Source organism: Streptomyces sp. NPDC055749, assembly GCF_053617235.1.
The window spans coordinates 134,924-158,262 of record NZ_JBSHFH010000015.1; the positions used below are offsets into that span (position 1 = coordinate 134,924).

A 23,339-nucleotide genomic window follows, 5' to 3' on the forward strand; every position below is an offset into this window, starting at 1 on the left:
ACGCTTGCGTTCACTAATGGGGACTCACTACCGTGACGAGACAGTGAACGGTTCCGTTCACTAATTCATTTGTGGGGGACTCATAGTGACAACCTCTCAGTTAAGAAAAAAGGGCACACCGGGCGCGGCCCGCCGGGAGGGGCGCCCGGGGATCGCACTCGCCGTCATTGCCGCATGTCAGCTGATGGTCGTGCTCGATGCCACCATCGTCAACATCGCGCTTCCCCACATCCAGGACGCGCTCAGCTTCTCGACGACCGATCTCTCCTGGGTTCTGAGCGCCTACACGCTCACGTTCGGCGGTCTGCTGCTGCTCGGTGGCCGGGCCGGTGACATCCTGGGCCGCCGCCGGGTCTTCATGACCGGAATCATCGTCTTCACCTTTGCCTCGCTGCTGGGCGGACTCGCCCAGGAGCCCTGGCAGTTGCTGGCCGCGCGGGCACTGCAGGGTGTCGGTGGCGCCATCGCCTCACCGACCTCGCTGGCCCTGATCACCACCACGTTCCGCGAAGGGCCCGAGCGCAACCGCGCGTTCGGTGTGTTCGCCGCGGTCTCGGCGGGCGGTGGCGCGATCGGGCTCCTGACCGGCGGCATGCTCACCGAGTGGCTCGACTGGCGCTGGGTCCTCTTCGTCAACGTACCGATCGGTGTGCTGATCGCGGCCCTCGCGCCCGTCTACATCAGCGAGTCGGAGAAGCACCCGGGCCGTTTCGACGTCTCCGGGGCGCTGACCTCGACGGTCGGTATGGCCTCGCTGGTGTACGGGTTCATCCGTGCCTCCGAGGAGGGCTGGCGCGACACGCTCACCCTGTCGTCCTTCGGTGCGGCGGTGCTGCTGCTCGCCGCATTCGTACTCATCGAATCCCGCGCGAAGGAACCGATCACTCCCCTGCGGATGTTCGCCGACCGCAACCGCTCGGGCACCTACGTGATCATGCTCAGCTTGGCCGCGGCGATGTTCGGCATGTTCTTCTTCATCGTGCTGTTCGTGCAGAACGTCCTGGACTACAGCCCCATCGAGGCCGGCCTCGCGTTCCTGCCGGTGACCGTCGCGATCATCACCGGCGCCGGACTCTCGCAACGTCTGCTGCCGGTACTCGGGCCCAAACCCTTCATGGTCACCGGTTCGACGATCACCGGGCTCGGCCTCTTCTGGCAGACCCTCATCTCGCCGGACAGCTCCTATGTGAGCGGTGTGCTCGGGCCCATGCTCCTGTTCGGCTTCGGAATGGGACTGAACTTCGTCACGCTGACGCTGACAGCTGTGTCCGGCGTCGAGCCGCACGAGGCGGGCGCGGCGTCCAGTCTGCTCAACGCGAGCCAGCAGGTGGGCGGTTCGCTGGGCCTCTCCATCCTGGTCACCGTCTTCGGTACGGCAAGCCGCAACGAGGCGGAGAAGCAGATCCCGCTGTTCATGGCGCAGGCGACACCGGAACAGCAGGCGGAGTTCGCAAGAACCCAGGAACTACCCGCGCCATGGGCCGACGAGGTCCTCACCCAGGGCATCTCCACGGCGTTCACAGCCGGGGTCGCCATGGCCGCTGTCGCACTGCTCACCGCGATGCTGGTCATCCGGGTACGCAAGAGCGACCTGGAAGCACTGAGCGGAAAGTCCGCGGCGGCCGGTCCGGCCGCGTAGCGCCAACGCGCCGACGCGGGTGCGGGATACGCCTTCAGGCGACCGCACCCGCACCCGCGTCCGCGTCCGCACCCGCGTCCGCACTCGCGTCCGCACGGGAAGGATCAGCGGATCAGTACGGGTCGTACGGGTCGTAGAACTCCCCGTCGACATCGTCCCGTTCGCTGCCCGTCCCGTAGCGGCCCGATCTGCCGCAGTCGTGCGCACCGTCCAGCGCACTGCGCTCCGCCAGGATGTCGCGGGCCCGCGCCACTCCCCAGCTGGTGGCGTACCAGGGCTCGTCCGAGTCGTCGAGATTGCGCTCGATCCTGCCCAGCGCGCAGGACCGCAGCGGTTCCGGCAGCTTGTCCAGCGCCGGTACGGCATCGGCCGAGAGCGTCTTGAGGTAGTCGGTGTCGATGCGCTTTTCGCTCTCGTACCGCTGAACGCTCTGCTCCGCGATCATCGCGTCCGGCGAGAGCAGGCCGAAAGCGAGGACGCCGACGGCAGCGCTCACGGCAACGGCGCGCGGCAGCAGCCGCGCGCCGAACACACCCGCGGCGATGATCAGGACGAGCACCACCCCGAGCCAGAGTTCCATGGCGGCGACGGAGATCCGCAGCCTGGTCAGGCCGTACGCGTCCACGTACAGGTCCATGCGGCGGAGCGCCGAGGCCACGACCACGAGCGTGAGTACGCACAGGGCGCCGAGCACTCCACGTACCAGCGTCCGGTCGCGGGCCCCGCCTCGCGGCGCCCAGCGCAGAGCGAGGGCGATCACGAGGAGTGTGAGCAGGGTGGCCCACAGCAGCTGCCAGAAGCCCTGGCGGGCGTACTCGGCGTAGGAGAGGTCGGTCTCCTCCAGCACCTTGTCGTATCCGCCGAACAGGACGGCGAGCTGGAGCGCGATGAACGCCGCGAAGAGCAGATTGAGGACGATGAGCGGAAGCGCCCACTCCACCCGTCCGCGGGCCGGTCCTGGAGGGATGGTGACCTCGTCCCACCGGGCCGGGGCGGCAGCGGCGTACGCGGCGGCCAGTGCGCCCACGAGTCCCAGCAGGAACAGGAAGAACCGCCACGGGCCGTCCCCGATCGACACATCGGGGATGAGGTTGCTCAGCAGATCGGCGAAGGCGGCGTCCGCTCCGGCGAAGAGCGCGCCGAACACGATGAGCAGGACGACGGCCACCGCGGTCGTACGGACAGCCGTGCCCCAGCGGGCACGCGAGGACTCCGCCTGGGACCGCATACCTCGCCACCCCCACCGCAGGCCAGGTGCCGTCGAGCCGACCAGGCCCAGCGAACCGAGGAAGATGCCCAGCCAGCTGCGGCTGCCGTGCAGTGCCAGGGAACCCAGCGCGAGGGCCGACACCATGGCGAGGAAGGTCGGCCAGCCTGCGTCCCTGAGGGCCGGTACCGCGAGAAGCGCCAGCCCTCCGACCGCCCAGGTGAGCGTCCAGGGGCGCAGCCGCCGACCTGCGGCGCGTGCGGCGAAGAAGGCCGCGAGAGATGCCGGCACCGCGACGATCAGGAGGTTCGGGCCCAGGCCCTCCCCCAGCAGGATCGCGCTGAGCAGCGCGGTGGCGAGGACGGACCAGAGCGTGGCGGCCGGGATGGCGGCCGATGGAAGCGGGCGCATCCGGGACCGCGCACCCGGCGGCTGTCCGGCCGGCTGCCACGGGTCGGTCTGCTGCCGCTGCCCGGGCACAGGCTGCCGCTGCCCCGGCACAGGCTGCCCCGGCGGCGGCTCGGCGGAGCCGCCGGCGGTTACCGGCGCAGTGCCGGTCTTCTCCGCCGCCGGGTGCGCCCCGGCGGGACCGGACGCGGCTGCATCGGGCGAACCGGTCGCATCGGCCGGCGCGGACCCGCCGGCCGGCGTCGACGTATCGGGTCGGCGCGAAGCCTCGGACGGTTGATCGGGCATGGGACCCCTCCCCCACCGGGGCCCGCTCGCACGGTCAGGAGGCCACACGATCGCCCCGGCGTCTCATTCGGCGCATGCCACTACAAGATCAATGAGTGGCGGTGTGGCCGAAAGAGTATTCCCCCCGCAGTCGCCCGAGCAGCTGTGGACCGTGCTGTGGCAGGACCGTGACAGTGGACACGGCCCGGCGCGTTGTCAGCTGCGCGTCACGTCGAGCCAGTGCGGCGGCGCTTCCGTCTGTGCCAGCCAGTCAGCCGGCGGCGCTCCCGCCCTGCCCGCCGAGACCACGCCTCCGACGATCGCGCAGGTCGTGTCGACATCACCGCCGGCCTGGGCCGTCACCCAGAAGGCCTGCTCGAAGTCGCCGAGGCTGCGCGCCGCCGACCACAGGGCGAACGGCACGGTGTCATGTGCACTTGTACGGCGCCCGTTGCCGAGGACCGCCGCCACCGTCCCGGCATCGCGGTAGTCGAGCATGTCGCGCGCCCGGCGAAGCCCCGCCCCGACCGCACTGCGCGGTACGAGAGCGATGACACCGTCGAGAAGATCACCCGGCGTCGGCGGACCACCGGGCGCGGCAGCCAGCGAGGCGGCGGCGGCAACCGCCATCGCGCCGACGACGCCCTCGCGGTGCTGGTGCGTCGTGTACGAGGAGATCTCGGCCTGGTGAGTGGCCTGCTCCGGGTCATCCGCGTACCAGGCGCCGAGCGGCGCGATCCGCATGGCCGACCCGTTGCCCCAGGAGCCCTGCCCGTTGAAGAGCGCGGACGCCAGCTCGCGCCAGTCGCCGCCCTCCCGGACCAGCCTGAGCAGCCTGTTCACGGCGGGCCCGTATCCACGGTCGAAATCGTGGTGATCGGCGAAGGAGTGAGCGAGAGCGTCCTGGTCGATACGGCCGTGCTCGCCGAGCACGGCGAGTACGGATGCGGCCATCTCGGTGTCGTCGGTCCACTGCCAGGGACCGGGCGGCAGAGCACGCCGTTTGAGCAGCGGATAGTTGACGGGGACGAAGAACTGGGAGCCCAGGGCGTCTCCCACGGACAGCCCACGCAGGCTGGCCAGGGCGCGTTCGAAGCGCCGGTCGGAAGTAGAGTCAGCGGTCATCGCTCTGCCACTCTATCCGGTGGTGCCGTACGGTTCCGGGGTGCGCCAGTGCTCGAACGGCCGGTCAAGCGCGTAGCGGCCGTCCTCTCCCAGCAGCAGTGACCGCGTCTCCGCGTTGCCCGGGTTGGACAGCGACTCGAATTCCGCCACCGACCAGTGGAACCAGCGCATGCAGAACAGCCTCATCGTCAGCCCGTGAGTGACCAGCAGGACGTTCTCCGGGTGGCCGGGATCCTCGAAGCTCCGGTACAGACTCTCCAGGAACGCCCCGACCCGGTCGTACACGTCGGCACCGGACTCTCCCTGGGCGAAGCGGTAGAAGAAGTGGCCGTACGCGTCGCGGTACGCCTTCTGCAGACGTACGTCGTCCCGGTCCTGCCAGTTCCCCCAGTCCTGCTCGCGCAGCCTGGGCTCTTCCCGCACCCGCACCTTGTCCGGGTCGAGACCGAACGCTCCGAACGTTTCGTGGGTCCTGCGGTAGGGCGAGACGTAGACGCTGACCCGTTGCCCGTCGAACAGCTCGCGCAGCCGGCTCCCCGTCTCTTCGGCCTGCCGCAGTCCCTTCGCCGTGAGCCTCAGCGCGTGGTCGGGCTCCCGCTCGTACACCGTGTCGTCGGCATTGCCTTCGGACTCACCGTGCCGGACGAGAACAATGCGCTGCGGTCGTGCCATGTCTCGACCCTAGGCCCAGTGCGCCTCGATCGAGCAGTTGTACGGGCTCCGTCCCGGCGTATGTGACCAACGAAACGGCTCCGAAGGAGCCGGTCACACCGTCCAGGTCACACCGTCCACAATGGCTGGAGATCCACCACGTCCCCGGCCAGCTCCGCGACATCCGTCTCGGTCTGTGCCCGGTCCGAGAGCCGCTCCACACCCTGCGGCCGGTACTTGCCCCGCTCGGCGCTCGACTGCCACATGGACAGCACCAGAAACTCCTGCCCCGGCGCTTCGCCGAACATCCCGCGCAGCATCCCGGGTGATCCGGCCATCGCCGGATTCCACACCGTCCGCTGCATGAGCGCGAAATGCTCCACGCGGTCCTCGTGCACCCGGCTGTGGGCCACCCGGACGACGTCCGCGTCGGTGAAGTGCGGCTCGAATCCGGTCTTCACGTCGAACCGGAAATCGAAGAGCTTCACCTGCATGTCCCGGCACATACCGGACTGCGCGGCGGCCAGCCGGTCGTGCCCACGCGCCATGAAGGAGTCGTAGAAGACGCGGTTCTCCCAGAACGCGAAGACATGAGCCACGTCCGGACGCGCCCGGCTCCACCCTCCGCTCTGTCCCCTGAACCCCGGCTCACCCAGCAGCCCCGCCCACTTCCGCTGCCCCCGCTCGAACCCATGACGGTCCACCACGGTGCAGCGAATCCACTTCACCAGCACCGCGCCATCGTACGGCGCCAGGAGTGGCGCGGGTCACGCTACGACGGACCTGCCCGCATTGCCTGCGCGCCGGCCTCATCGAGAACACACGACGGTGGCCCGATTGCATCGCCGGAGTCCAAGGCGGTTGGATTCACGGACAGTTACGGCAATGATCGGGCGGTGAGAGCGGTCCGCCGGCCCGGCGCGAGAAGGGAAGTCCGATGAGCACTCCCAATAAGGACATCGACAAGGTTGAGGTGAGTCTCAAATGGGATCCCAGCACGACCGGCGAGCCGGCTCATGACCTGGACATAATCGCCGCGACGTACGCCACGGACGATCCCTACGGAAGCCCCGTCTATCTGGTGCACTTCGACAGCCGCTCACCGGACGGCACGATCACTCTCAACCGCGACAGCAAGACGGGTCAGGGTCTCGGCTTCGACGAGGTCATGACGATCGAACTGGACCGGCTGGCCGACACCTACGCCCGGGTGATCGTCGGGGTCGCCATCCAGCAGCGGGACGGCCGGAAGACGTTCGGGGAAATACAGCGCACCGGCGTGCAGATCCGCGAGGGTTACACGAACCTCTCGGAGAGCGATTTCTCGGGCGTCTCGGCGGCCACCGCCGCGGTCGTGGCGGAGTTCACCCGGGACAGCTCGGGAGTCTGGGTGTTCCACTCGGACGTACGTGGCTTCGACGGCCACCCCGATGAGTTCGCGGCGGCCATGGGAAGCCGCACCTCGGATTCCTGAGCGGCCGACGCACCTCGCGGATGCGACGCCCTGCCCGCGGAACCGCTCGGGGCGGTGGCGCCGAGTAATCGGCTCCACCGCCCTGAACAGTAGCTTCACGCCCGGAGCGGGCGCCTTGCGATCAGCTGCAGCCGCTGGTCGAGCCGCAGCCCTCACAGATGTAGCAGGAACCGGCGCGCTGCATCTTCGTACCGCAGGAGAAGCAGAGCGGCGCGTCCGCGCTGATGCCGAGCTGCATCTCGACCAGCTCGGCCGAGGTGTGCGCCGTCTTGGGAGCCGGCTTCTCAGCCACCTCCTGCGGAGCCGCGACCGCCTTCAGGGGCTCCACGTGAAGAGGAGCGGACTGGGCGAGGCTCTCGGCGTCCATGCCTTCTGCCTCGAACGACGGCTCGTACGAACCGGTGTCGAGGTGACGCTGACGCTCCTCGGCCGAGTGGATACCGAGCGCGGAGCGCGTCTCGAACGGCAGGAAGTCCAGCGCCAGGCGGCGGAAGATGTAGTCGACGATCGACTGCGCCATCCGCACGTCCGGGTCGTCCGTCATACCGGCCGGCTCGAAGCGCATGTTGGTGAACTTCGAGACGTACGTCTCCAGCGGCACGCCGTACTGGAGACCGACCGAGACGGCGATCGAGAAGGCGTCCATCATGCCCGCGAGGGTCGAACCCTGCTTGGACATCTTCAGGAAGACCTCACCGAGACCGTCGTCCGGGTAGGAGTTGGCGGTCATGTAACCCTCGGCGCCACCGACCGTGAAGGAGGTGGTGATGCCGGGACGGCCCTTGGGCAGACGCTTGCGGACCGGGCGGTACTCGACGACCTTCTCCACCGCGGTACGGATGGTGTCCTCGGTCTTCGCGGTCACCTCGGCCTTCTTCTCCTCCCACTTCTTCGTGGAGAGGGGCTGGCCGACCTTGCAGTTGTCGCGGTAGATGGCGAGCGCCTTGACGCCCATCTTCCACGCCTCGAAGTAGACCTCTTCGACGTCCTCGACGGTGGCCGTCTCCGGCAGGTTCACCGTCTTGGAGAGCGCGCCGGAGATCCACGGCTGGATGGCCGCCATCATCCGGACGTGGCCCATCGCGGAGATGGAACGCTCACCCATCGCGCAGTCGAAGACCTCGTAGTGCTCCTGCTTCAGACCCGGGGCGTCGATCACGTTGCCGTTCTCGGCGATGTGGGCGACGACCGCCTCGATCTGCTCCGGCTGGTAGCCGAGGCGGCGGAGCGCCTGCGGAACCGTGCCGTTGACGATCTGCATCGAGCCGCCGCCGACGAGCTTCTTGAACTTGACCAGGGCGAGGTCGGGCTCGAGGCCGGTGGTGTCGCAGGACATCGCGAGACCGATGGTGCCGGTGGGGGCGATGACCGACGCCTGCGCGTTGCGGAAACCGTTCTTCGCTCCGAGGCGGATCACGTCCTGCCAGGCCTCCGTGGCGGCGGCCCAGATCGGCGAGTCAAGGTCGTCCACGTGCACGGCGGCGGCGTTGGCGTCGGAGTGCTGCTTCATGACGCGCTGGTGCGGCTCCGCGTTACGGGCGTAGCCGTCGTACGCGCCGACGACCGCGGCGAGCTCGGCGGAGCGCTTGTACGAGGTGCCGGTCATCAGCGACGTGATGGCACCGGCGAGCGCGCGGCCACCCTCACTGTCGTAGGCGTGGCCGGTCGCCATCAGCAGGGCGCCGAGGTTGGCGTAACCGATGCCCAGCTGGCGGTAGGCGCGGGTGTTCTCGCCGATCTTCTCCGTCGGGAAGTCCGCGAAGCAGATCGAGATGTCCATCGCGGTGATGACCAGCTCGACGACCTTGGAGAAGCGCTCGGACTCGAAGGACTGGTGGCCCTCGCCGTCGTCCTTGAGGAACTTCATCAGGTTCAGCGAGGCCAGGTTGCACGAGGTGTTGTCCAGGTGCATGTACTCGCTGCAGGGGTTCGAGCCGTTGATCCGGCCCGACTCCGGGCAGGTGTGCCAGTGGTTGATGGTGTCGTCGTACTGGATGCCGGGGTCGGCACAGGCCCAGGCCGCTTCGGCCATCTTGCGGAAGAGGGACTTGGCCTCGACCTCTTCGATGACGTCACCGGTCATCCGGGCGCGCAGTCCGAACTTCCCGCCGGACTCCACGGCCTTCATGAACTCGTCGTTCACTCGGACCGAGTTGTTGGCGTTCTGGTACTGGACGGACGTGATGTCGTCGCCGCCCAGGTCCATGTCGAAGCCCGCGTCGCGCAGGGCGCGGATCTTCTCCTCCTCCTTGACCTTGGTCTCGATGAAGTTCTCGATGTCGGGGTGGTCGACGTCGAGAATGACCATCTTGGCCGCGCGGCGGGTGGCCCCACCGGACTTGATCGTTCCGGCGGACGCGTCGGCGCCGCGCATGAAGGAGACCGGGCCGGAGGCGTTGCCACCGGAGGAGAGCAGCTCCTTGGAGGAGCGGATACGGGAGAGGTTCAGGCCGGCGCCGGAGCCGCCCTTGAAGATCATGCCCTCTTCCTTGTACCAGTCGAGGATCGACTCCATGGAGTCGTCGACGGCCAGGATGAAGCAGGCGGAGACCTGCTGCGGCTGAGGCGTTCCGACGTTGAACCAGACCGGCGAGTTGAAGCTGAAGATCTGGTGCAGGAGGGCGTACGCCAGCTCGTGCTCGAAGATCTCGGCGTCCGCGGGAGAGGCGAAGTAGTTGTAGTCCTCACCGGCCTTCCGGTACGTCTTCACGATCCGGTCGATCAGCTGCCGCAGACCGGTCTCGCGCTGCGGGGTGCCGACGGCGCCCCGGAAGTACTTGCTGGTGACGATGTTGACCGCGTTCACCGACCAGAAGCCGGGGAACTCGACGCCACGCTGCTCGAAGTTGATCGAGCCGTCGCGCCAATTGGTCATGACGACATCTCGGCGCTCCCACGTCACCTCGTCGTACGGATGCACGCCGGGGGTGGTGTGAATACGCTCGATACGCAGACCCTGCCGATTCGCAGTCGACTTGGTGCCCTTGGTGCGGGAACCTCGTGCCGGGCCGCTCGCCGTCTCTGTCATGCCGCCTCCCATATGTGGGCAAAAACGCCCTGAAGTACCCAGTTCTTCCCAGGGCACAGTGTGTGTCTGATGCTCCGGACGCCGCTCGCAGCGCCGGGAGCAGGTCTTGGTGCCGCCCTGCCGGCGGCCGGCTGACCTCAGCCGGCCGGCCGGTGCCGATCAGTCGGCGGCGATGGCGGGCGCGGGGACCTCAAGGGTCTCGCCGCTCCCGCGTTCTTTCGCGGGAGGCCGCTGGTGGCGTAGTTCCACGATGGCGGCCTCGAAGTCTTCGAGTGAGTTGAACGCCCGGTACACGGACGCGAAGCGCAGGTACGCGACGAGATCGAGTTCCTGCAGGGGGCCGAGTATGGCCAGACCCACGTCGTGGGTGGTCAGCTCGGCGCTGCCGGTGGCACGCACCGCCTCTTCGACCCGCTGGCCGAGCTTGGCGAGTGCGTCCTCGGTGACGGGCCGCCCTTGGCACGCCTTACGGACACCGGAAATGACCTTGGTACGGCTGAAGGGTTCCGTCACGCCGCTGCGCTTGACCACCATCAGCGAACAGGTCTCCACCGTCGTGAAACGGCGGGAGCAGTCGGGGCACTGGCGGCGACGCCGGATGGACGTGCCGTCGTCGGTGGTGCGACTGTCGACGACCCTGCTGTCGGGGTGCCTGCAGAAGGGGCAGTGCATGGCTCCCAACCCTCCTTCACAGCACGACTGAATAGCCCCTCCAGGCCCCAAACGGGCCCTTCGAAGCAGGCTCAAGCATAGGCGATAGCCGCTCCCCGATGGACCAGGGACCACAACTTCTGGGCGACTGAGGCAATCCAACCACTAGATCTAGGGTTTCGCCGCACTTTCGGCCCTAGCGCGTGTCGCGCCTCGGGACCGCCGCGGCTGCACACGGCCAGGCACGAGGGTACGCGAAACACGCGGCTCCCCGGATGGCGGGGCACCGGGTGGCAGACTGGCGACGCACCCCCCGGAAACGGCCCCCCGCACGCACGCCGGGGAAGCGCGGACGCTACCGTAATGGTCCGAATTGCCGGTCGCCCGGAAGGGCCTCCATACACCCCGCCATAAGCCCCTGGCGGGCCTTTATTTGTTTTTCACTCGAACGTGTGTTTGGCGCAACCTTTCGAAAGCTACTACCGTTGTCCAACTAGGGAGAACATTCGAGAGGGGCCGACGTGACCACCACCGCAGACAGTGCCACCATCACTGCCCAGGACCACCGCTCCCAGAGCCGACTTGAGCCGGTGCATGCAATGAATGACTCAGTCATGAACACGGAGGGGCAGGAGCCCGCGCGTCCCGCGCGCTCATTGCCCGGCCGCCCACCAGGAATCCGGGCGGACAGCTCCGGGCTCACGGACCGGCAGCGGCGGGTGATCGAGGTCATTCGCGATTCGGTTCAGCGCCGAGGGTACCCGCCCTCGATGCGGGAGATCGGCCAGGCGGTGGGGCTGTCCAGCACGTCGTCCGTCGCTCATCAGCTGATGGCCCTCGAGCGCAAGGGTTTCCTGCGTCGCGACCCCCACCGCCCCCGTGCCTACGAGGTCCGCGGCTCCGATCAGCCGAGCACCCAGCCGACCGATACGACGGGCAAGCCCGCCGCTTCGTACGTTCCGCTGGTCGGCCGGATCGCGGCCGGTGGCCCGATCCTCGCCGAGGAATCCGTCGAGGATGTCTTCCCGCTTCCCCGCCAGCTGGTGGGCGACGGAGAGCTGTTCGTCCTCAAGGTCGTCGGTGACTCGATGATCGAGGCCGCGATCTGTGACGGCGACTGGGTCACGGTCCGGCGCCAGCCGGTCGCGGAGAACGGGGACATCGTGGCGGCCATGCTGGACGGCGAGGCCACGGTCAAGCGGTTCAAGCGCGAGGACGGCCACGTGTGGCTCCTGCCGCACAACTCCGCCTATCAGCCGATCCCCGGCGACGAGGCCACCATCCTCGGAAAGGTAGTGGCCGTGCTGCGGCGGGTCTGAAGCCCGCCGATTCCGACCGGGCCCCGGGATTCACTGCGCCGATCCCGGGGCCCTGCCATGTCCGCCCGCTCTGCCGCTGTCCGGGCCTCTCTATGTCCAGGGCCTGCTTCCGGTTCCGTCTCCGGGATGCCTACCGCCCGTCGGCCTTGGCCGCGGCATCGATGGCCGCAAGCGAACGCCGAGCCTGATTGCGGTCCGTGGTGTACCAGAAATCGGGCAGTGAGGCGCGCAGATAGCTTCCGTACCGCGCATTGGCCAGGCGGGGATCGAGCACGGCGACCACTCCCTTGTCCCCCGTGGCCCGTACGAGCCGGCCCGCGCCCTGAGCCATCAGCAGCGCGGCATGCGTCGCGGCGACGGCCATGAATCCGTTGCCACCTGCCTCTTCGACCGCCTTCTGGCGGGCACTCATCAGCGGGTCGTCGGGGCGGGGGAACGGAATCCTGTCCATGATCACGAGTTGGCAGCTCGCGCCCGGGACGTCGACGCCCTGCCAGAGCGAGAGCGTGCCGAAGAGGCACGTCTCCGGATCGGCCGAGAAGTTCTTGATCAGCTCGCCGAGCGTCTCCTCGCCCTGCAGCAGGATCGGCTTGCCGAGCCGGCCCCGCAGTTCCTCGGCCGCGGCCTGGGCCGCCCGCATCGAGGAGAACAGCCCCAGGGTCCGGCCGCCCGCCGCCTCGATCAGCTCGGCGAGCTCGTCCAGCATGTCGGTGCGCGAACCCTCCCGCCCCGGCGTGGCCAGATGGCGGGCGACATAGAGGATGCCCTGCTTCGGATAGTCGAAGGGGGAACCGACGTCGAGGCCCTTCCACTGCGGAATGTCATCGCCCGCGGTGCCTTCCGGGGCGAGCCCCAGAGAAGCGCCGACCCCATTGAAATCCCCGCCGAGTTTCAGCGTCGCGGAGGTCAGGACGACGGAACGGTCCGCGAAGAGCTTCTCGCGGAGCAGACCCGAGACGGAGAGCGGAGCGACACGCACGGACGCCCCGAAGCGGTCATGCCGCTCGTACCAGACGACGTCGTACTCGGAGCCCTGGGTGATGCGCTCTGCCACACCGTGAATGGTCTCGACCGACGCCATGGCCTGCTTACGGACCGCGTCCTCGTCCTGGACGGACTTGTCCCGCGTGGAGCCAAGGGCCGAGATCACCGTACGCGCGGCGTCCCGCAGCGCCATCAGCGCGTAGCCCAGGTCCTCGGGGACTTCTTCGAGGCGCCCCGGAAGCGCCAGCTCCATGACCCGCTCGAAGCCCTCCGACGCGGTCAGGAGCGCGTCGGCCGCCTTCTCGTTGACCAGCTTGGCCGCGCGGCGCACGGCACGGTTCACCTGGCCGGGAGTGAGCTCCCCCGTGGCGACACCCGTCACCCGGGAAACGAGCTCATGGGCCTCGTCGACGATCAGCACCTCGTGCTGCGGGAGCACCGGGGCGCCCTCGATGGCGTCGATGGCGAGCAGGGCGTGATTGGTGACGACCACGTCGGCGAGCTTGGCCCGCTCACGGGCCATCTCCGCGAAGCATTCGGCGCCGTACGCGCACTTCGTCGCCCCGAGGCACTCGCGGGAGGAGACGGAGATCTGTGCCCACGCCCGGTCCGAAACACCTGGGGTGAGGTCGTCCCGGTCCCCGGTCTCCGTTTCGTCCGCCCAGTCCCGCATGCGCAGCAGGTCCTGCCCCAGCTTGCTGGACGGCGCTGCCGCCTCGAACTGGTCGAAGAGCCCGTCCTCCTCTTCCTGCGGTACGCCCTCGTGGAGCCGGTGCAGACAGAGGTAGTTCGAACGCCCCTTGAGCATGGCGTACTGGGGACGGCGGCGCAGTATCGGATGCAGCGCGTCGACCGTACGCGGAAGGTCTCGCTCCACCAGCTGCCGCTGGAGCGCGAGGGTCGCCGTAGCCACCACGACGCGCTCCCCGTGCGCCAGCGCGGGCACCAGGTAACCGAGGGACTTGCCCGTGCCGGTGCCGGCCTGGACGAGCAGATGGGAATGGTCGTCGACAGCCTCGGCAACGGCCTCGGCCATGGTGACCTGGCCATGCCTTTCCGTACCGCCCACGGCGGTGACGGCGGCATGGAGGAGTTCGGGGAGGGATGGCTTCGTCATAGCCCGACCACCCTACGGCGCGCCACTGACAACGGCGATCACTCCCGGACTCGGGCGGTGGGGTGGAGAGGATTGGGAACGGTGCCGTGGACGGCGGCGTGCGGGCGCTGGGGTCGGTCCCGGTAGCCGTCCAGATGCAGACGGTTGCGGTTGAGACAGAGGCGCTCGATGCGGGGCGTCAGCATGTCGAACATCTCGAACCGGTCCTTGAGCTCGGGGAACCGGGCGTGGTGGCGGAGGATTTCCGTTCGGACAAGTGACCAGAATTCGCCCTCCGGGACTCCCAGCTGTTGCTCGCAGAGAGGGGAGAGATAGCGGAAGACACCGACGAACAGTCCGGAGTGGATGAACTGGGTGAGGAAGGAGGGGCTCTCCGTGAGCAGGACGCGGCGTACGTCCTCCGGCATGGTGTCGTGCTCGGGCAGGGGCTGCGCGCTGATGTTCACATCGTCGACGAAGTCCTTGATCGCGAGACGTACCGGCACGTCCTGGTCGTCGAAGACCACGATGGCGTTCTCGCCGTGCGGGGAGAAGACGGTGCCGTAGCGGTAGAGGAAGTGCAGGAGCGGAGGGAGCAGGGCGGCGAAGAGCCGCGTCAGCCATGCGGTGGGGGTGAGTCCGGAACGGGTGACCAGCTCCGCCGCGAACGAGCGGCCCTGCGGGTCGGTGTGCAGCAACGAGGCCAGGGTGCGGGCCCGCTCTCCGGGTGCGAGCCGGGGGTGCAGGGGCTCGCGCCAGATCGCGCCGAGTATCTCCTTGAACTGGTAGGGCGTCTCGGGAAGGCGGTCGTAGAGCGGGTGCTCGACGGCCACTGATGCGACCTCTCCGAGGAGGATGACGCCGCAGGTGTCGCGGAGAAAGGGGTCGGACTCGCACCGTCCCTGAACCCAGGCGGTGACGGCCGGCGCCGCGAGCGTGCGCTCGGTGGGCAGGCCGCGCCAGACCAGGGTGTTGAGGATGGACAGCGGCAGCTTGACCGTGTGCCGGTCCTTCCGTGCCACGTTGGTGAACGTACGGATGGACTGCTGCGGCAGCCGGAGGTCGTCGTCGGCGTGCAGGGGCACGATGTCGCCGTCCGCGATCGCCGGGGCGAAGTGCGGCACGATCCACTCGTCCCACTGCCAGGGATGCACCGGCAGGAACAGGTACTCCTGCGGATCGAGACCCCGGGTGCGCAGAGCGGCGGCGAAGGACGCGCGGACGGACGGGTCCAGCTCCTGGGCGTAGAGGTGCTCGGGGGTGGCGAGGCGGGGCACGGCGCGGTAGCCCGCGATGCGGGTGCTGACGGCGATCCAGGGCAGGCGGACCGCTCGTCGGGCTTCGGGTGCGAAGCGGGCCATGTCCTCGGCGGAGAATCCGAGCCGTCCCTTGTTGGCGACGAGCCAGGGATGGCCGGTCTGATGGCCTTCGAGCTCGGAGTAGTCGAGCTCGGCCAGCCGTGCCGCGCTGAGAGCGGTGTGGTCGAGCCTGGCGTCGGCGGCGAGCGTGGTGGTGAGTTCGCGGATGAGGTGGCCCAGCGTGGCGCCGTCGATTCCCAGGAGGCGGTGGGCGCGCGCGAGGAACTGCAGGGGGTCACGGAAGGGGCGCGGCGCGGCTTGGGATTCGCCCGTCGGTCCGGCGGGATGCGCGGGCTCGCTCTCGACGATCGATCCGGCGTCGACGTGCCAGCTGCCGTAGACGCCGCGACGGGCACGGAAGCGCAGTGTCGCGCCGTCGTCGAGCGGGAGGGAGTAGGTGTCGGTCGCCTCGCCCGGCATGGTCGGTTCGCCCAGCCGGGTCGGTTCGTCCAGAGCGTTCGGTTCGATGACCTCCTCGTAGGCGAACTCGCCGAGCATCTTCGCGAGCAGCCGGGCCGCCGCCCGGTCCCAGCCCGTCCGGTTCAGTTCCGGAGTGCTGTACAGCGCGTGGGGCTCCGCCGAGTCATTGCTCGCAGGATATTTCGGCACGGGGACTCCTCCGGGTGGAACCGATGGGGTTCGAGCGGTGTATGCAAGTCAGCGAGCTGTTCACAGCTGGGCACGGTGGGCACGGTCGCGAACCATCAAAGCGGCTCGCTTGTCAGGCAGTTCGATCTCCGCCGAGAAGCGGAAGCCAGCGCTCAGGAAGGCTGAGACGGAGGGGGTGTTACGGATGTCCGGTTCGGCCACCACACGTGCGCACAGGGGGAGATGGTCGAGTACGAGGTCGGAGACGGCGCGGAGCAGAGTGGTTCCCACGCCTCGGCCGCGGTTGGTCACGCCGCCGATCAGGAGGTGGATACCCGTGTCGTGGGGCCGGGCCGGGTAGTGGCGCGCCAGCGGATCCAGGTCTGCCCGGTAGATCTCCCAGTAGCTCATGGGCATGCCGCCGAGAACGCCGAGACAGGGCACGCTGCGTCCGTCTCCTTCCAGCTGCGGTCGCAGGTGGTCGGCGGTGACGGTTTCGGCTCCGGCGAGTTCCCAGAACGCGGCGACTGCGGGGTCGTTCATCCAGCGGCTGATCAGCGCTAGGTCGCGTTCCAGTCGTACCGGGACGAGCTGGAACACACCGGCGGAGGTGGTGACGGGGCGCCAGCCGGCTGGGTCGCCGAGCAGATCCGAGGCGGTGGACCGAAGGGTGGGCACCGCTGTGTCCTCGGCGAACAGAGCGAGAAGTTCCTCGGAGAGCCGCAGGTCGAGGGTGTCTTCGGCGCCCGTGCCGAATTCTGGGGCGTCGTCGGTTCCGGTGTCCGTGTGCGCTTCGGCCGGAGGCACGTGACGCTCTCCTCTCATGGGTTCAGGTGGTGTCGTTCAGGTTCTTTCAGGTTCTTTCAGGGTCTTTCAGGGATGAAGGGGGTTGGCGATGGTGACGTAGACGGACTGGGTGTCGACCGGGCCCACGAGCTCGTCGAGGCCGTGCAGCCGGGTCAGCAGGTTGGCTTTGCAGCGCAGTTGCGGTGTCTCCAGCAGGTAGGCGGGCAGTGGGGAGCCGAGTCCTGAGACTCCGGCCAGGAAGCGGCGGAACGCGGCGAGGAGCACCTGTTCGTCCGCGAGACGCTGAGCACCGAACGCTCCGATGAGGCCGAGGACGTTGTTGATGCCGAGGTAGTAGGCGAAGCGCTCGTCGGTGACGGCGTCCGGGACGAAGGTGTCGCTGAGTGCGCCGATGCCGGGAAGTCTGCGCTCCAGTGCGGTGCGGTGGGATTCACGGAAGTAGTAGCCCTGGTTGTCCCGGTACCGGCCGCCGGTGGGCCAGCCGTCGGGGTCGAGCAGCACCAGCGTGTTCTGCTGGTGGGCTTCGAGGGCGACTCCGGCCGTCGCGTCGAGCCAGAGGACGGGCCGTACGACTCGGTCGAGGTAGCGCAGGAACCACTCGGCGGAAACGGCCGCCCTGGTCCGGCCGGTACGGGCGGCCAGCCGGGAGACGCATTCGGCCAGGCGCGAGTGCATACCTGCACGGCCCGGCCAGGGGCGGGGGGCCGTGAGCCCGGCGATGCACACCGCGTCGTCGCCCGGCCCGAAGGGGTTGTGCCGGAGCATCACGTCGAGTCCGGCGACGGGGCTGCCGTCCGGGGAGTCGACGGCCAGCCAGGCGGGGTCGCGAACGATGTCGAAACCGGGATGCACCGTGTGCCACTGCTCGGCGAGGCCGCTGCGGAGCAACCGGTGGACCTCTGCCCCCCGGTGGAGTTCCTTGCGGAGATTCTCACGACGGGAGTTGGTGATGCGTACGCCCAGAGACAGTTTGAGCATGAGGTCGGAGCCGGGCCGGTGCACGGTGCGGACGGAGGAAGTGGGGTGCCAGTGCTCGCCGTGCGCGCCGAGATCGTGGAGGAGGCCCGCCTCGAACAGCGCGCCGACTTCCGGGCGGCGCATCAGTTCGCCGGCCTGCCAAGGGTGGAGCGGGAGAGCGGTGGTGTTGTCGGGGAGGTGCAGGCCGCCGGCATGTGGTGCGACGAGGTCTACGGCGGACACCGGGCGCCCACCCTGTGTCCAGGCCGATTCGGTGGCCAGTACCGACCGGTCGACAGCCATCCAGTGCAGAGGGAAGGAGCCGTGCAACTCGGGTGAGTAGAGGCGGGCTTCGGCCTCGGACAGACCTTCTCGGCTCTTGGGGGTGGGGTGCAGCGGGTGGCCGAGGAGGAGTGACTGCTCGGCGGTGAGAAACAGGTCCGCGTCCGCGGGGCCGGCGGGAGCGAGTCGCCGTTCCTCGATGAACACAGCGGTACGCCGTACCGAATCGGCGACCCTGGCCACCAGGTCGGAGCCGGCGTTGCGGTCGGACTCGCGGCCCAGGAGAGCCGCGAGGGTGACGGCGTCGACGGCCGGGGCGCGCTCCGGTGCGGTCTCCAGGGCCGGTGCGCCGAAGCGGTGCCAGCCGGTGGCGGACCAGTACAGGACCGGGACGAGCAGTGCGGTGCCGCTGGCGGGGAGCGGGATGCGCAGAGTGTCGCGGTCGGGTCGGGGAAGGTCCGTCTCGCGGGCCCAGCAGCGCAGGAGGTTCTCGGTGCCCGCCGCGTCCGCGGCCCTGAGCGCGTCCGGGTGGTCGAGAAGGTCCTCGTGCGCCGTACCGGCGGGTGAGTTCGGGGTACGCCGGTCCCCGCGGTGCGGGGTCTTCTGACGCGGCACGGTCGCCGCCTCGACTGCCAGTGGGCTGTCCGGTCCGTCCTGCCCTGGGTGAGGGCTGGTGAGAGGGCCGTCGGCCTCGGGCGCGGGGGTGGGGTTCACGGCGGTCTTCCTTACGAGGTGTCCGGGATCAGTGGTGCGGCCCGGCAGTGGCCCGACGGTGCGGCGAGCGTTCCGCGGCTGCCAGTGCTTCGGCGAGGCGGTCGACGACTGCTGTTGCCTGTTCGTCGGTGAGAGTCAGGGGAGGGAGCAGGCGTACGACGGCGGAGTGACGTCCGCCGAGCTCGACGATGAGGCCGCGGCTCAGGCATTCCTGCTGGACGGCGGCGGCGAGGACCGGGTCGGTGGGCGGAGCGGCGGGGTGCTCGGACCGGCCGGCGGGCGGGGCGGCCTCGGGATCGACCAGCTCCATCCCGATCATGAGGCCGCGGCCCCGGACGTCTCCGATGCTCGGATGGTCCGCGCTCAGCGCCTGGAGACGGGCGAGCATCCGGGCGCCCAGCGTCGCGGCTCGCTCGGCGAGCCCGTTCTCGCGTACGTACTTGAGCGTGGCCGCGCCGGCCGCCATGGCCAGTTGGTTGCCTCGGAAGGTGCCTGCGTGCGCGCCGGGCTGCCAGAGGTCCAGTTCGGACCGGTAGACGATCACCGCGAGGGGAAGGGAGCCACCGATGGCCTTGGAGAGCACCATCACATCGGGCACGATGCCGCTGTGTTCGACCGCCCAGAAGGCACCGGTCCTGCCGACGCCGGTCTGCACTTCGTCGGCGATCAGCGGAATGCCGCGCGTGGCGGTGATCTCACGCATACGCCTCAGCCAGCCGTCGGGGGCGGGATTCACTCCGCCCTCGCCCTGGACCGGCTCCACGATCATTCCGGCGGGAGCGGGTACTCCTGCCTTCGGGTCGTCGAGGAGGTGCTCCGTCCAGTGGGCGGCGATGTCCGCTCCGCGCTGCCCGCCCACGCCGAACGGGCAGCGGTAGTCCTGCGGAAAGGGGAGCCGTGTCACCTGTACGTCCGGGGCGCCGCCCGATGCGGCCAGCGCTCCGGCCGTCATCCCGTGGTACGCCCCGGTGAAGGCCAGGAGCCCGGTGCGCCCGGTAGCGGCGCGGACCAGCTTGAACGCGGCCTCGACGGCGTCCGTTCCGGCCGGTCCGCAGAACTGGATCCGTGCGTTGTCCGCGAACTGCCGCGGCAGCGTGGCGAACAGCTCGGTCGTGAAGGCGTCCTTGACCGGCGTGGCGAGGTCGAGCACATGAAGGGGAGCACCCGAGTCGATGACCTTCCTGATCGCCTCGAGAACCACCGGGTGGTTATGACCGAGCGCCAGGGTGCCCGCCCCTGACAGACAGTCGAGGTAGCGCCGCCCGTCAGCACCTTCGATGGTCAGCCCCCGGGCGCGAACGGGCACGATGGGCAGCGACCTCGCGTAGGTGCGTGCCGCCGATTCGCGTTGTGCCTGGCGCCGCAGAATTCCCTCGTGGGCAGCGGGCGGTGCCACCGGAGCTGGTTCGGTCACGGCCACGGCTGTTGATCCTCCTGCGGTAACAGTTGCGTTGCACGTCAGTACGTTGCCCCCGGGGAAGGGCCGTGACGGTGAACGCTGCCCGGGTGTCCCCCGTACGTACCAACGACGCCGGTCGCGGAGGATCACGGGTAAATCGGAAGATCCTTGCGGAGGCGGAACCGTGGCCCTGCCGAGCGCCGTCCCCATCGGCACCGGCATAGTGGGGCCCGCACTCGGGGCCGGGGCAGTCCTGCCGGCGTCCCGAGTGCGCGCAGCGCGATGCCACTCGCCGAAGCGCCTTACCGACGTAGCGAATGACGAAGTAACGAATGACGAAGTCCCAGGGGGATCACCACATGCGACCCATCCGCCCGACCGATGCCGCACGCCGTGGGAGGAGCGCACGTCGCAAGCTCTCCCCCGTGCTCGCCGCAGCATCCTTCGCCACCGTCCTGGCGCTCACGGCCACCGCCTGCGGCCCGGGCGAGGACGAGGCGAGCAGCAAGCCGAGCAACTCCGCCGGCCAGACGTCCGACGACAAGATCACCATTCCGGACGATCTGAAGGACCGGCTCAAGGAGCACGGGATCGACTTGGACCAGTGGAAGGACGGCGAATGGAAGAACTGGGACAAGGACAAATGGCTGCGTGAGGCGAAGGACTACGTCAACCCGATCATCGAGGACCTCTGGGACCCGGACCGGATGCGGGATGCCGACAAGTCCCCGGAGAAGCCCGTCGACAACGACATCTCGGGTGACGACGGCGTGACGGACCCGACGCCGGCTCCGGTCAGAGCGGCACCCGTCGCGACGCCGTACCACGACAACGCGCCGGAGTCCGGCAAGCTCCTCTTCGACGGGCCCGAAGGTTCGATGGTCTGTTCCGCGACGGTCGTGAAGGACCCCGCGAATCCCGGCAAGTCCAACATGGTGTGGACTGCCGGGCACTGCGTGCACGCGGGCAAGAACGGCGGCTGGTACCGCAACATCGCCTTCGTCCCGGCGTACAACAACAGCGGCATGTCGGTCGCCGAGCTCGAGAACGCGACGAAGGAGCAGATCGCTCCGTACGGCGTGTGGTGGGGCCAGTGGGCCCAGACCTCCGAGCAGTGGATCGCCCAGGGCGCCCCGGTCGGCGGTCAGGGTGCCCCGTACGACTTCGCGGTCCTGCACGTGACGCCGGAGAAGGGTTCGACCGGCAAGTCCCTGGAGGAGACGGTCGGTTCCGCGCTGCCGGTCGACTTCAACGCCCCGGCCGTGCCCGAGATCGCCGAGATGACGGCGACCGGCTACCCGGCCGCCCCGCCGTTCGACGGTCAGAAGGCGCTCCAGTGCAAGGACAAGCCGGGCCGGCTCTCGGTCTTCCAGGGCGACCCGACGATGTACCGCATCGGGTGCACGATGACGGGCGGCTCCTCCGGCGGCGGCTGGGTCGCGGCCGGTCAGGACGGCAAGCCCGCGCTGGTCTCGAACACATCCATCGGTCCGGTGACCGCCGGCTGGCTGGCCGGTCCGCGTCTCGGTGCGGAGGCCAAGGGTGTCTTCGACTCGGTCAGTGAGAAGTTCGCCGGCCAGTAGCCGCGGGTGACGGGCCGACGCCCGCTCGTACGGCGCCGACATGCCGAAGGCCCGGTCCCTCTCGAAGAGGGGCCGGGCCTTCGGGCCGTTCGGTGAGTACGCCCTCAGCTCGTCGCGGGGACGAACGTCGAGAGCTCCGAGGCCAGTTCCGCGTGCACTCGCGCCTTGAGCAGCGTGCCCTCCGGGGTGTGCTCCTCGGAAAGGACCTCGCCCTCGGCGTGCACCCGGGAGACGAGGCCGCCCTGGGTGTAGGGCACGAGTGCCTCGATCTCGATGGACGGCCGCGGCAGTTCCACATCGATCAGCGCGAGCAGTTCGTCGATACCGGCACCGGTCCGCGCCGAGACGGCGATCGCGTGCTTCTCGATGCGCAGCAGCCGCTGGAGGACGACCGGGTCGGCCGCGTCCGCCTTGTTGATCACCACGATCTCGGGCACGTCGAGCGCACCCACTTCGCGGATCACCTCACGCACCGCGGCGAGCTGCTCCTCCGGAACCGGGTGGGAGCCGTCCACCACATGCACGATCAGGTCGGCTTCGCCGACCTCCTCCATGGTGGAGCGGAACGCCTCGACGAGGTGGTGCGGCAGATGCCGCACGAACCCGACGGTGTCGGCCAGCGTGTAGATCCGGCCGCTCGGTGTCTCGGCCCGGCGCACGGTCGGGTCGAGGGTGGCGAACAGCGAGTTCTCCACGAGGACGCCCGCTCCGGTCAGCCGGTTGAGCAGCGAGGACTTGCCCGCGTTGGTGTATCCGGCGATAGCGACCGAGGGCACCTTGTTGCGCTTGCGCTCCTGCCGCTTGATCTCGCGGCCGGTCTTCATCTCCGCGATCTCCCGGCGCATCTTCGCCATCTTCTCGCGGATCCGGCGCCGGTCCGTCTCGATCTTGGTCTCACCGGGACCACGGGTGGCCATGCCGCCACCACCGCTGGAACCGCCGCCGCCCATCTGCCGGGAGAGCGACGCGCCCCAGCCGCGCAGTCGCGGCAGCATGTACTGCATCTGTGCCAGCGACACCTGCGCCTTACCCTCTCGGGACTTGGCGTGCTGAGCGAAGATGTCCAGGATCAGGGCGGTGCGGTCGACCACCTTGACCTTGACGACGTCTTCCAGGTGGATCAGCTGGCCGGGGCTGAGCTCTCCGTCGCAGACGACGGTGTCGGCCCCTGATTCGAGAACGATGTCGCGCAGTTCGAGCGCCTTGCCGGAACCGATGTAGGTCGCCGGGTCGGGCTTGTCGCGCCGCTGGAACACGGCGTCCAGCACCTGGGCGCCCGCCGTCTCGGCCAGCGCCGCGAGCTCCGCGAGCGAGATCTCCGCGTCGTGGACGGTCCCGGAGGTCCAGACACCGACCAGCACGACGCGCTCCAGGCGCAGCTGTCGGTACTCGACCTCGGTGACGTCCTCCAGCTCGGTGGACAGACCCGCCACACGCCGGAGCGCGGCGCGCTCCGAGCGGTCGAGCTGGTCGCCGTCCCGCTCTCCGTCGATCTCGTGGCTCCAGGCGACGTCCTCTTCCATCAGGGCGTCGGCCCGAAGACCCTCGGTGAGGCTTTCGGTGCCATTCTCCGTAGCGCTCTGCGCCTTCTGCGCGTCCTGGGGAAAGGAAGAAGAGGAGGTCATTGGATCCTTACGTCGATGAAAGTCGCTTACGTCAGTCACAACGCGTGACCTCGCCGGATGATTCCCCCGTCGGGATTCCCGGCCGGCCCCGCGCCGACCCGTTGATAGTGGCATGACCCCGCCGGGGCCGTCACTCGGGTTTACCGGTGCGGAGCGGCGCACTCCGCGTGCCGCACA

The 23,339-nt window shown here is 69.0% G+C and carries 16 protein-coding genes; 4 read left to right on the top strand and 12 right to left on the bottom strand.

Annotation, left to right across the window (positions count from 1 at the left end; all coding sequences use genetic code 11):
- Positions 1 to 85 precede the first annotated feature (85 nt).
- A complete protein-coding gene (locus ACWGO0_RS14420; RefSeq protein ID WP_453533274.1) occupies positions 86 to 1,639 on the top strand; it encodes an MFS transporter in 1,554 nt (517 codons plus the stop codon).
- Between the two features lie 112 nt (positions 1,640 to 1,751).
- Here ACWGO0_RS14420 and ACWGO0_RS14425 read toward each other — a convergent pair whose 3' ends face one another.
- From ACWGO0_RS14425 to ACWGO0_RS14440, 4 genes are all read right to left on the bottom strand, one after another.
- Complete coding sequence (locus tag ACWGO0_RS14425) at positions 1,752 to 3,542, bottom strand: DUF4153 domain-containing protein (protein WP_453533277.1); 1,791 nt, start codon at positions 3,540 to 3,542, stop codon at positions 1,752 to 1,754.
- A 195-nt stretch (positions 3,543 to 3,737) separates the two neighbouring features.
- The gene (locus tag ACWGO0_RS14430; RefSeq protein WP_453533280.1) at positions 3,738 to 4,646 is read right to left on the bottom strand and encodes an ADP-ribosylglycohydrolase family protein; all 909 of its coding nucleotides are present in this window, start codon (positions 4,644 to 4,646) and stop codon (positions 3,738 to 3,740) included.
- A gap of 12 nt (positions 4,647 to 4,658) precedes the next feature.
- Positions 4,659 to 5,318 carry a histidine phosphatase family protein gene (locus ACWGO0_RS14435; protein WP_453533282.1) on the bottom strand — a complete coding sequence of 220 codons (660 nt, stop codon included), beginning with the start codon at positions 5,316 to 5,318 and terminating at the stop codon, positions 4,659 to 4,661.
- Between the two features lie 107 nt (positions 5,319 to 5,425).
- Positions 5,426 to 6,031 carry a YdbC family protein gene (locus ACWGO0_RS14440; protein ID WP_453533285.1) on the bottom strand — a complete coding sequence of 202 codons (606 nt, stop codon included), beginning with the start codon at positions 6,029 to 6,031 and terminating at the stop codon, positions 5,426 to 5,428.
- Between the two features lie 203 nt (positions 6,032 to 6,234).
- Here ACWGO0_RS14440 and ACWGO0_RS14445 point away from each other — a divergent pair, with 203 nt between their 5' ends.
- Positions 6,235 to 6,771: a TerD family protein gene (locus ACWGO0_RS14445; RefSeq protein WP_453533288.1), complete on the top strand. Its 537-nt coding sequence runs from the start codon at positions 6,235 to 6,237 to the stop codon at positions 6,769 to 6,771.
- A gap of 121 nt (positions 6,772 to 6,892) precedes the next feature.
- Here ACWGO0_RS14445 and ACWGO0_RS14450 read toward each other — a convergent pair whose 3' ends face one another.
- Both ACWGO0_RS14450 and nrdR read right to left on the bottom strand, forming a co-directional pair.
- On the bottom strand, positions 6,893 to 9,799 hold the full coding sequence (locus tag ACWGO0_RS14450; RefSeq protein WP_453533291.1) for a vitamin B12-dependent ribonucleotide reductase: 2,907 nt from the start codon (positions 9,797 to 9,799) through the stop codon (positions 6,893 to 6,895).
- A 159-nt stretch (positions 9,800 to 9,958) separates the two neighbouring features.
- Positions 9,959 to 10,471, bottom strand: coding sequence for a transcriptional regulator NrdR (gene nrdR, locus ACWGO0_RS14455; protein WP_453533294.1), 513 nt, complete (start codon positions 10,469 to 10,471; stop codon positions 9,959 to 9,961).
- Between the two features lie 500 nt (positions 10,472 to 10,971).
- Between nrdR and lexA the strand changes: the two genes are divergently transcribed.
- Positions 10,972 to 11,769 (top strand): transcriptional repressor LexA, encoded by a 798-nt coding sequence (gene lexA / locus ACWGO0_RS14460; protein WP_328906237.1) that lies wholly within the window; start codon positions 10,972 to 10,974, stop codon positions 11,767 to 11,769.
- A gap of 130 nt (positions 11,770 to 11,899) precedes the next feature.
- Here lexA and ACWGO0_RS14465 read toward each other — a convergent pair whose 3' ends face one another.
- The 5 genes from ACWGO0_RS14465 to ACWGO0_RS14485 all read right to left on the bottom strand — a co-directional run bounded on the left by ACWGO0_RS14465 (position 11,900) and on the right by ACWGO0_RS14485 (position 19,975).
- Positions 11,900 to 13,870: an ATP-dependent DNA helicase gene (locus ACWGO0_RS14465; protein ID WP_453533298.1), complete on the bottom strand. Its 1,971-nt coding sequence runs from the start codon at positions 13,868 to 13,870 to the stop codon at positions 11,900 to 11,902.
- Between the two features lie 38 nt (positions 13,871 to 13,908).
- Positions 13,909 to 15,816: an IucA/IucC family protein gene (locus ACWGO0_RS14470; protein WP_453533301.1), complete on the bottom strand. Its 1,908-nt coding sequence runs from the start codon at positions 15,814 to 15,816 to the stop codon at positions 13,909 to 13,911.
- A 60-nt stretch (positions 15,817 to 15,876) separates the two neighbouring features.
- Positions 15,877 to 16,602 carry a GNAT family N-acetyltransferase gene (locus ACWGO0_RS14475; protein WP_453533304.1) on the bottom strand — a complete coding sequence of 242 codons (726 nt, stop codon included), beginning with the start codon at positions 16,600 to 16,602 and terminating at the stop codon, positions 15,877 to 15,879.
- A gap of 66 nt (positions 16,603 to 16,668) precedes the next feature.
- Complete coding sequence (locus ACWGO0_RS14480; protein ID WP_453533307.1) at positions 16,669 to 18,555, bottom strand: IucA/IucC family protein; 1,887 nt, start codon at positions 18,553 to 18,555, stop codon at positions 16,669 to 16,671.
- A gap of 28 nt (positions 18,556 to 18,583) precedes the next feature.
- Positions 18,584 to 19,975, bottom strand: a complete 1,392-nt coding sequence (locus tag ACWGO0_RS14485; RefSeq protein WP_453533310.1) for a diaminobutyrate--2-oxoglutarate transaminase family protein — start codon at positions 19,973 to 19,975, stop codon at positions 18,584 to 18,586.
- Positions 19,976 to 20,313: 338 nt separating this feature from the next.
- On the opposite strand from ACWGO0_RS14485, the gene ACWGO0_RS14490 reads away from it, so the two are divergent.
- A complete protein-coding gene (locus ACWGO0_RS14490) occupies positions 20,314 to 21,537 on the top strand; it encodes a trypsin-like serine peptidase (protein WP_453533313.1) in 1,224 nt (407 codons plus the stop codon).
- 104 nt (positions 21,538 to 21,641) lie between these two features.
- Here the strand turns inward: ACWGO0_RS14490 and hflX are convergent, their stop codons facing one another.
- Entirely contained in the window at positions 21,642 to 23,162 is a 1,521-nt protein-coding gene (gene hflX, locus ACWGO0_RS14495) for a GTPase HflX (RefSeq protein WP_453533316.1), read from the bottom strand.
- Positions 23,163 to 23,339: the final 177 nt, after the last annotated feature.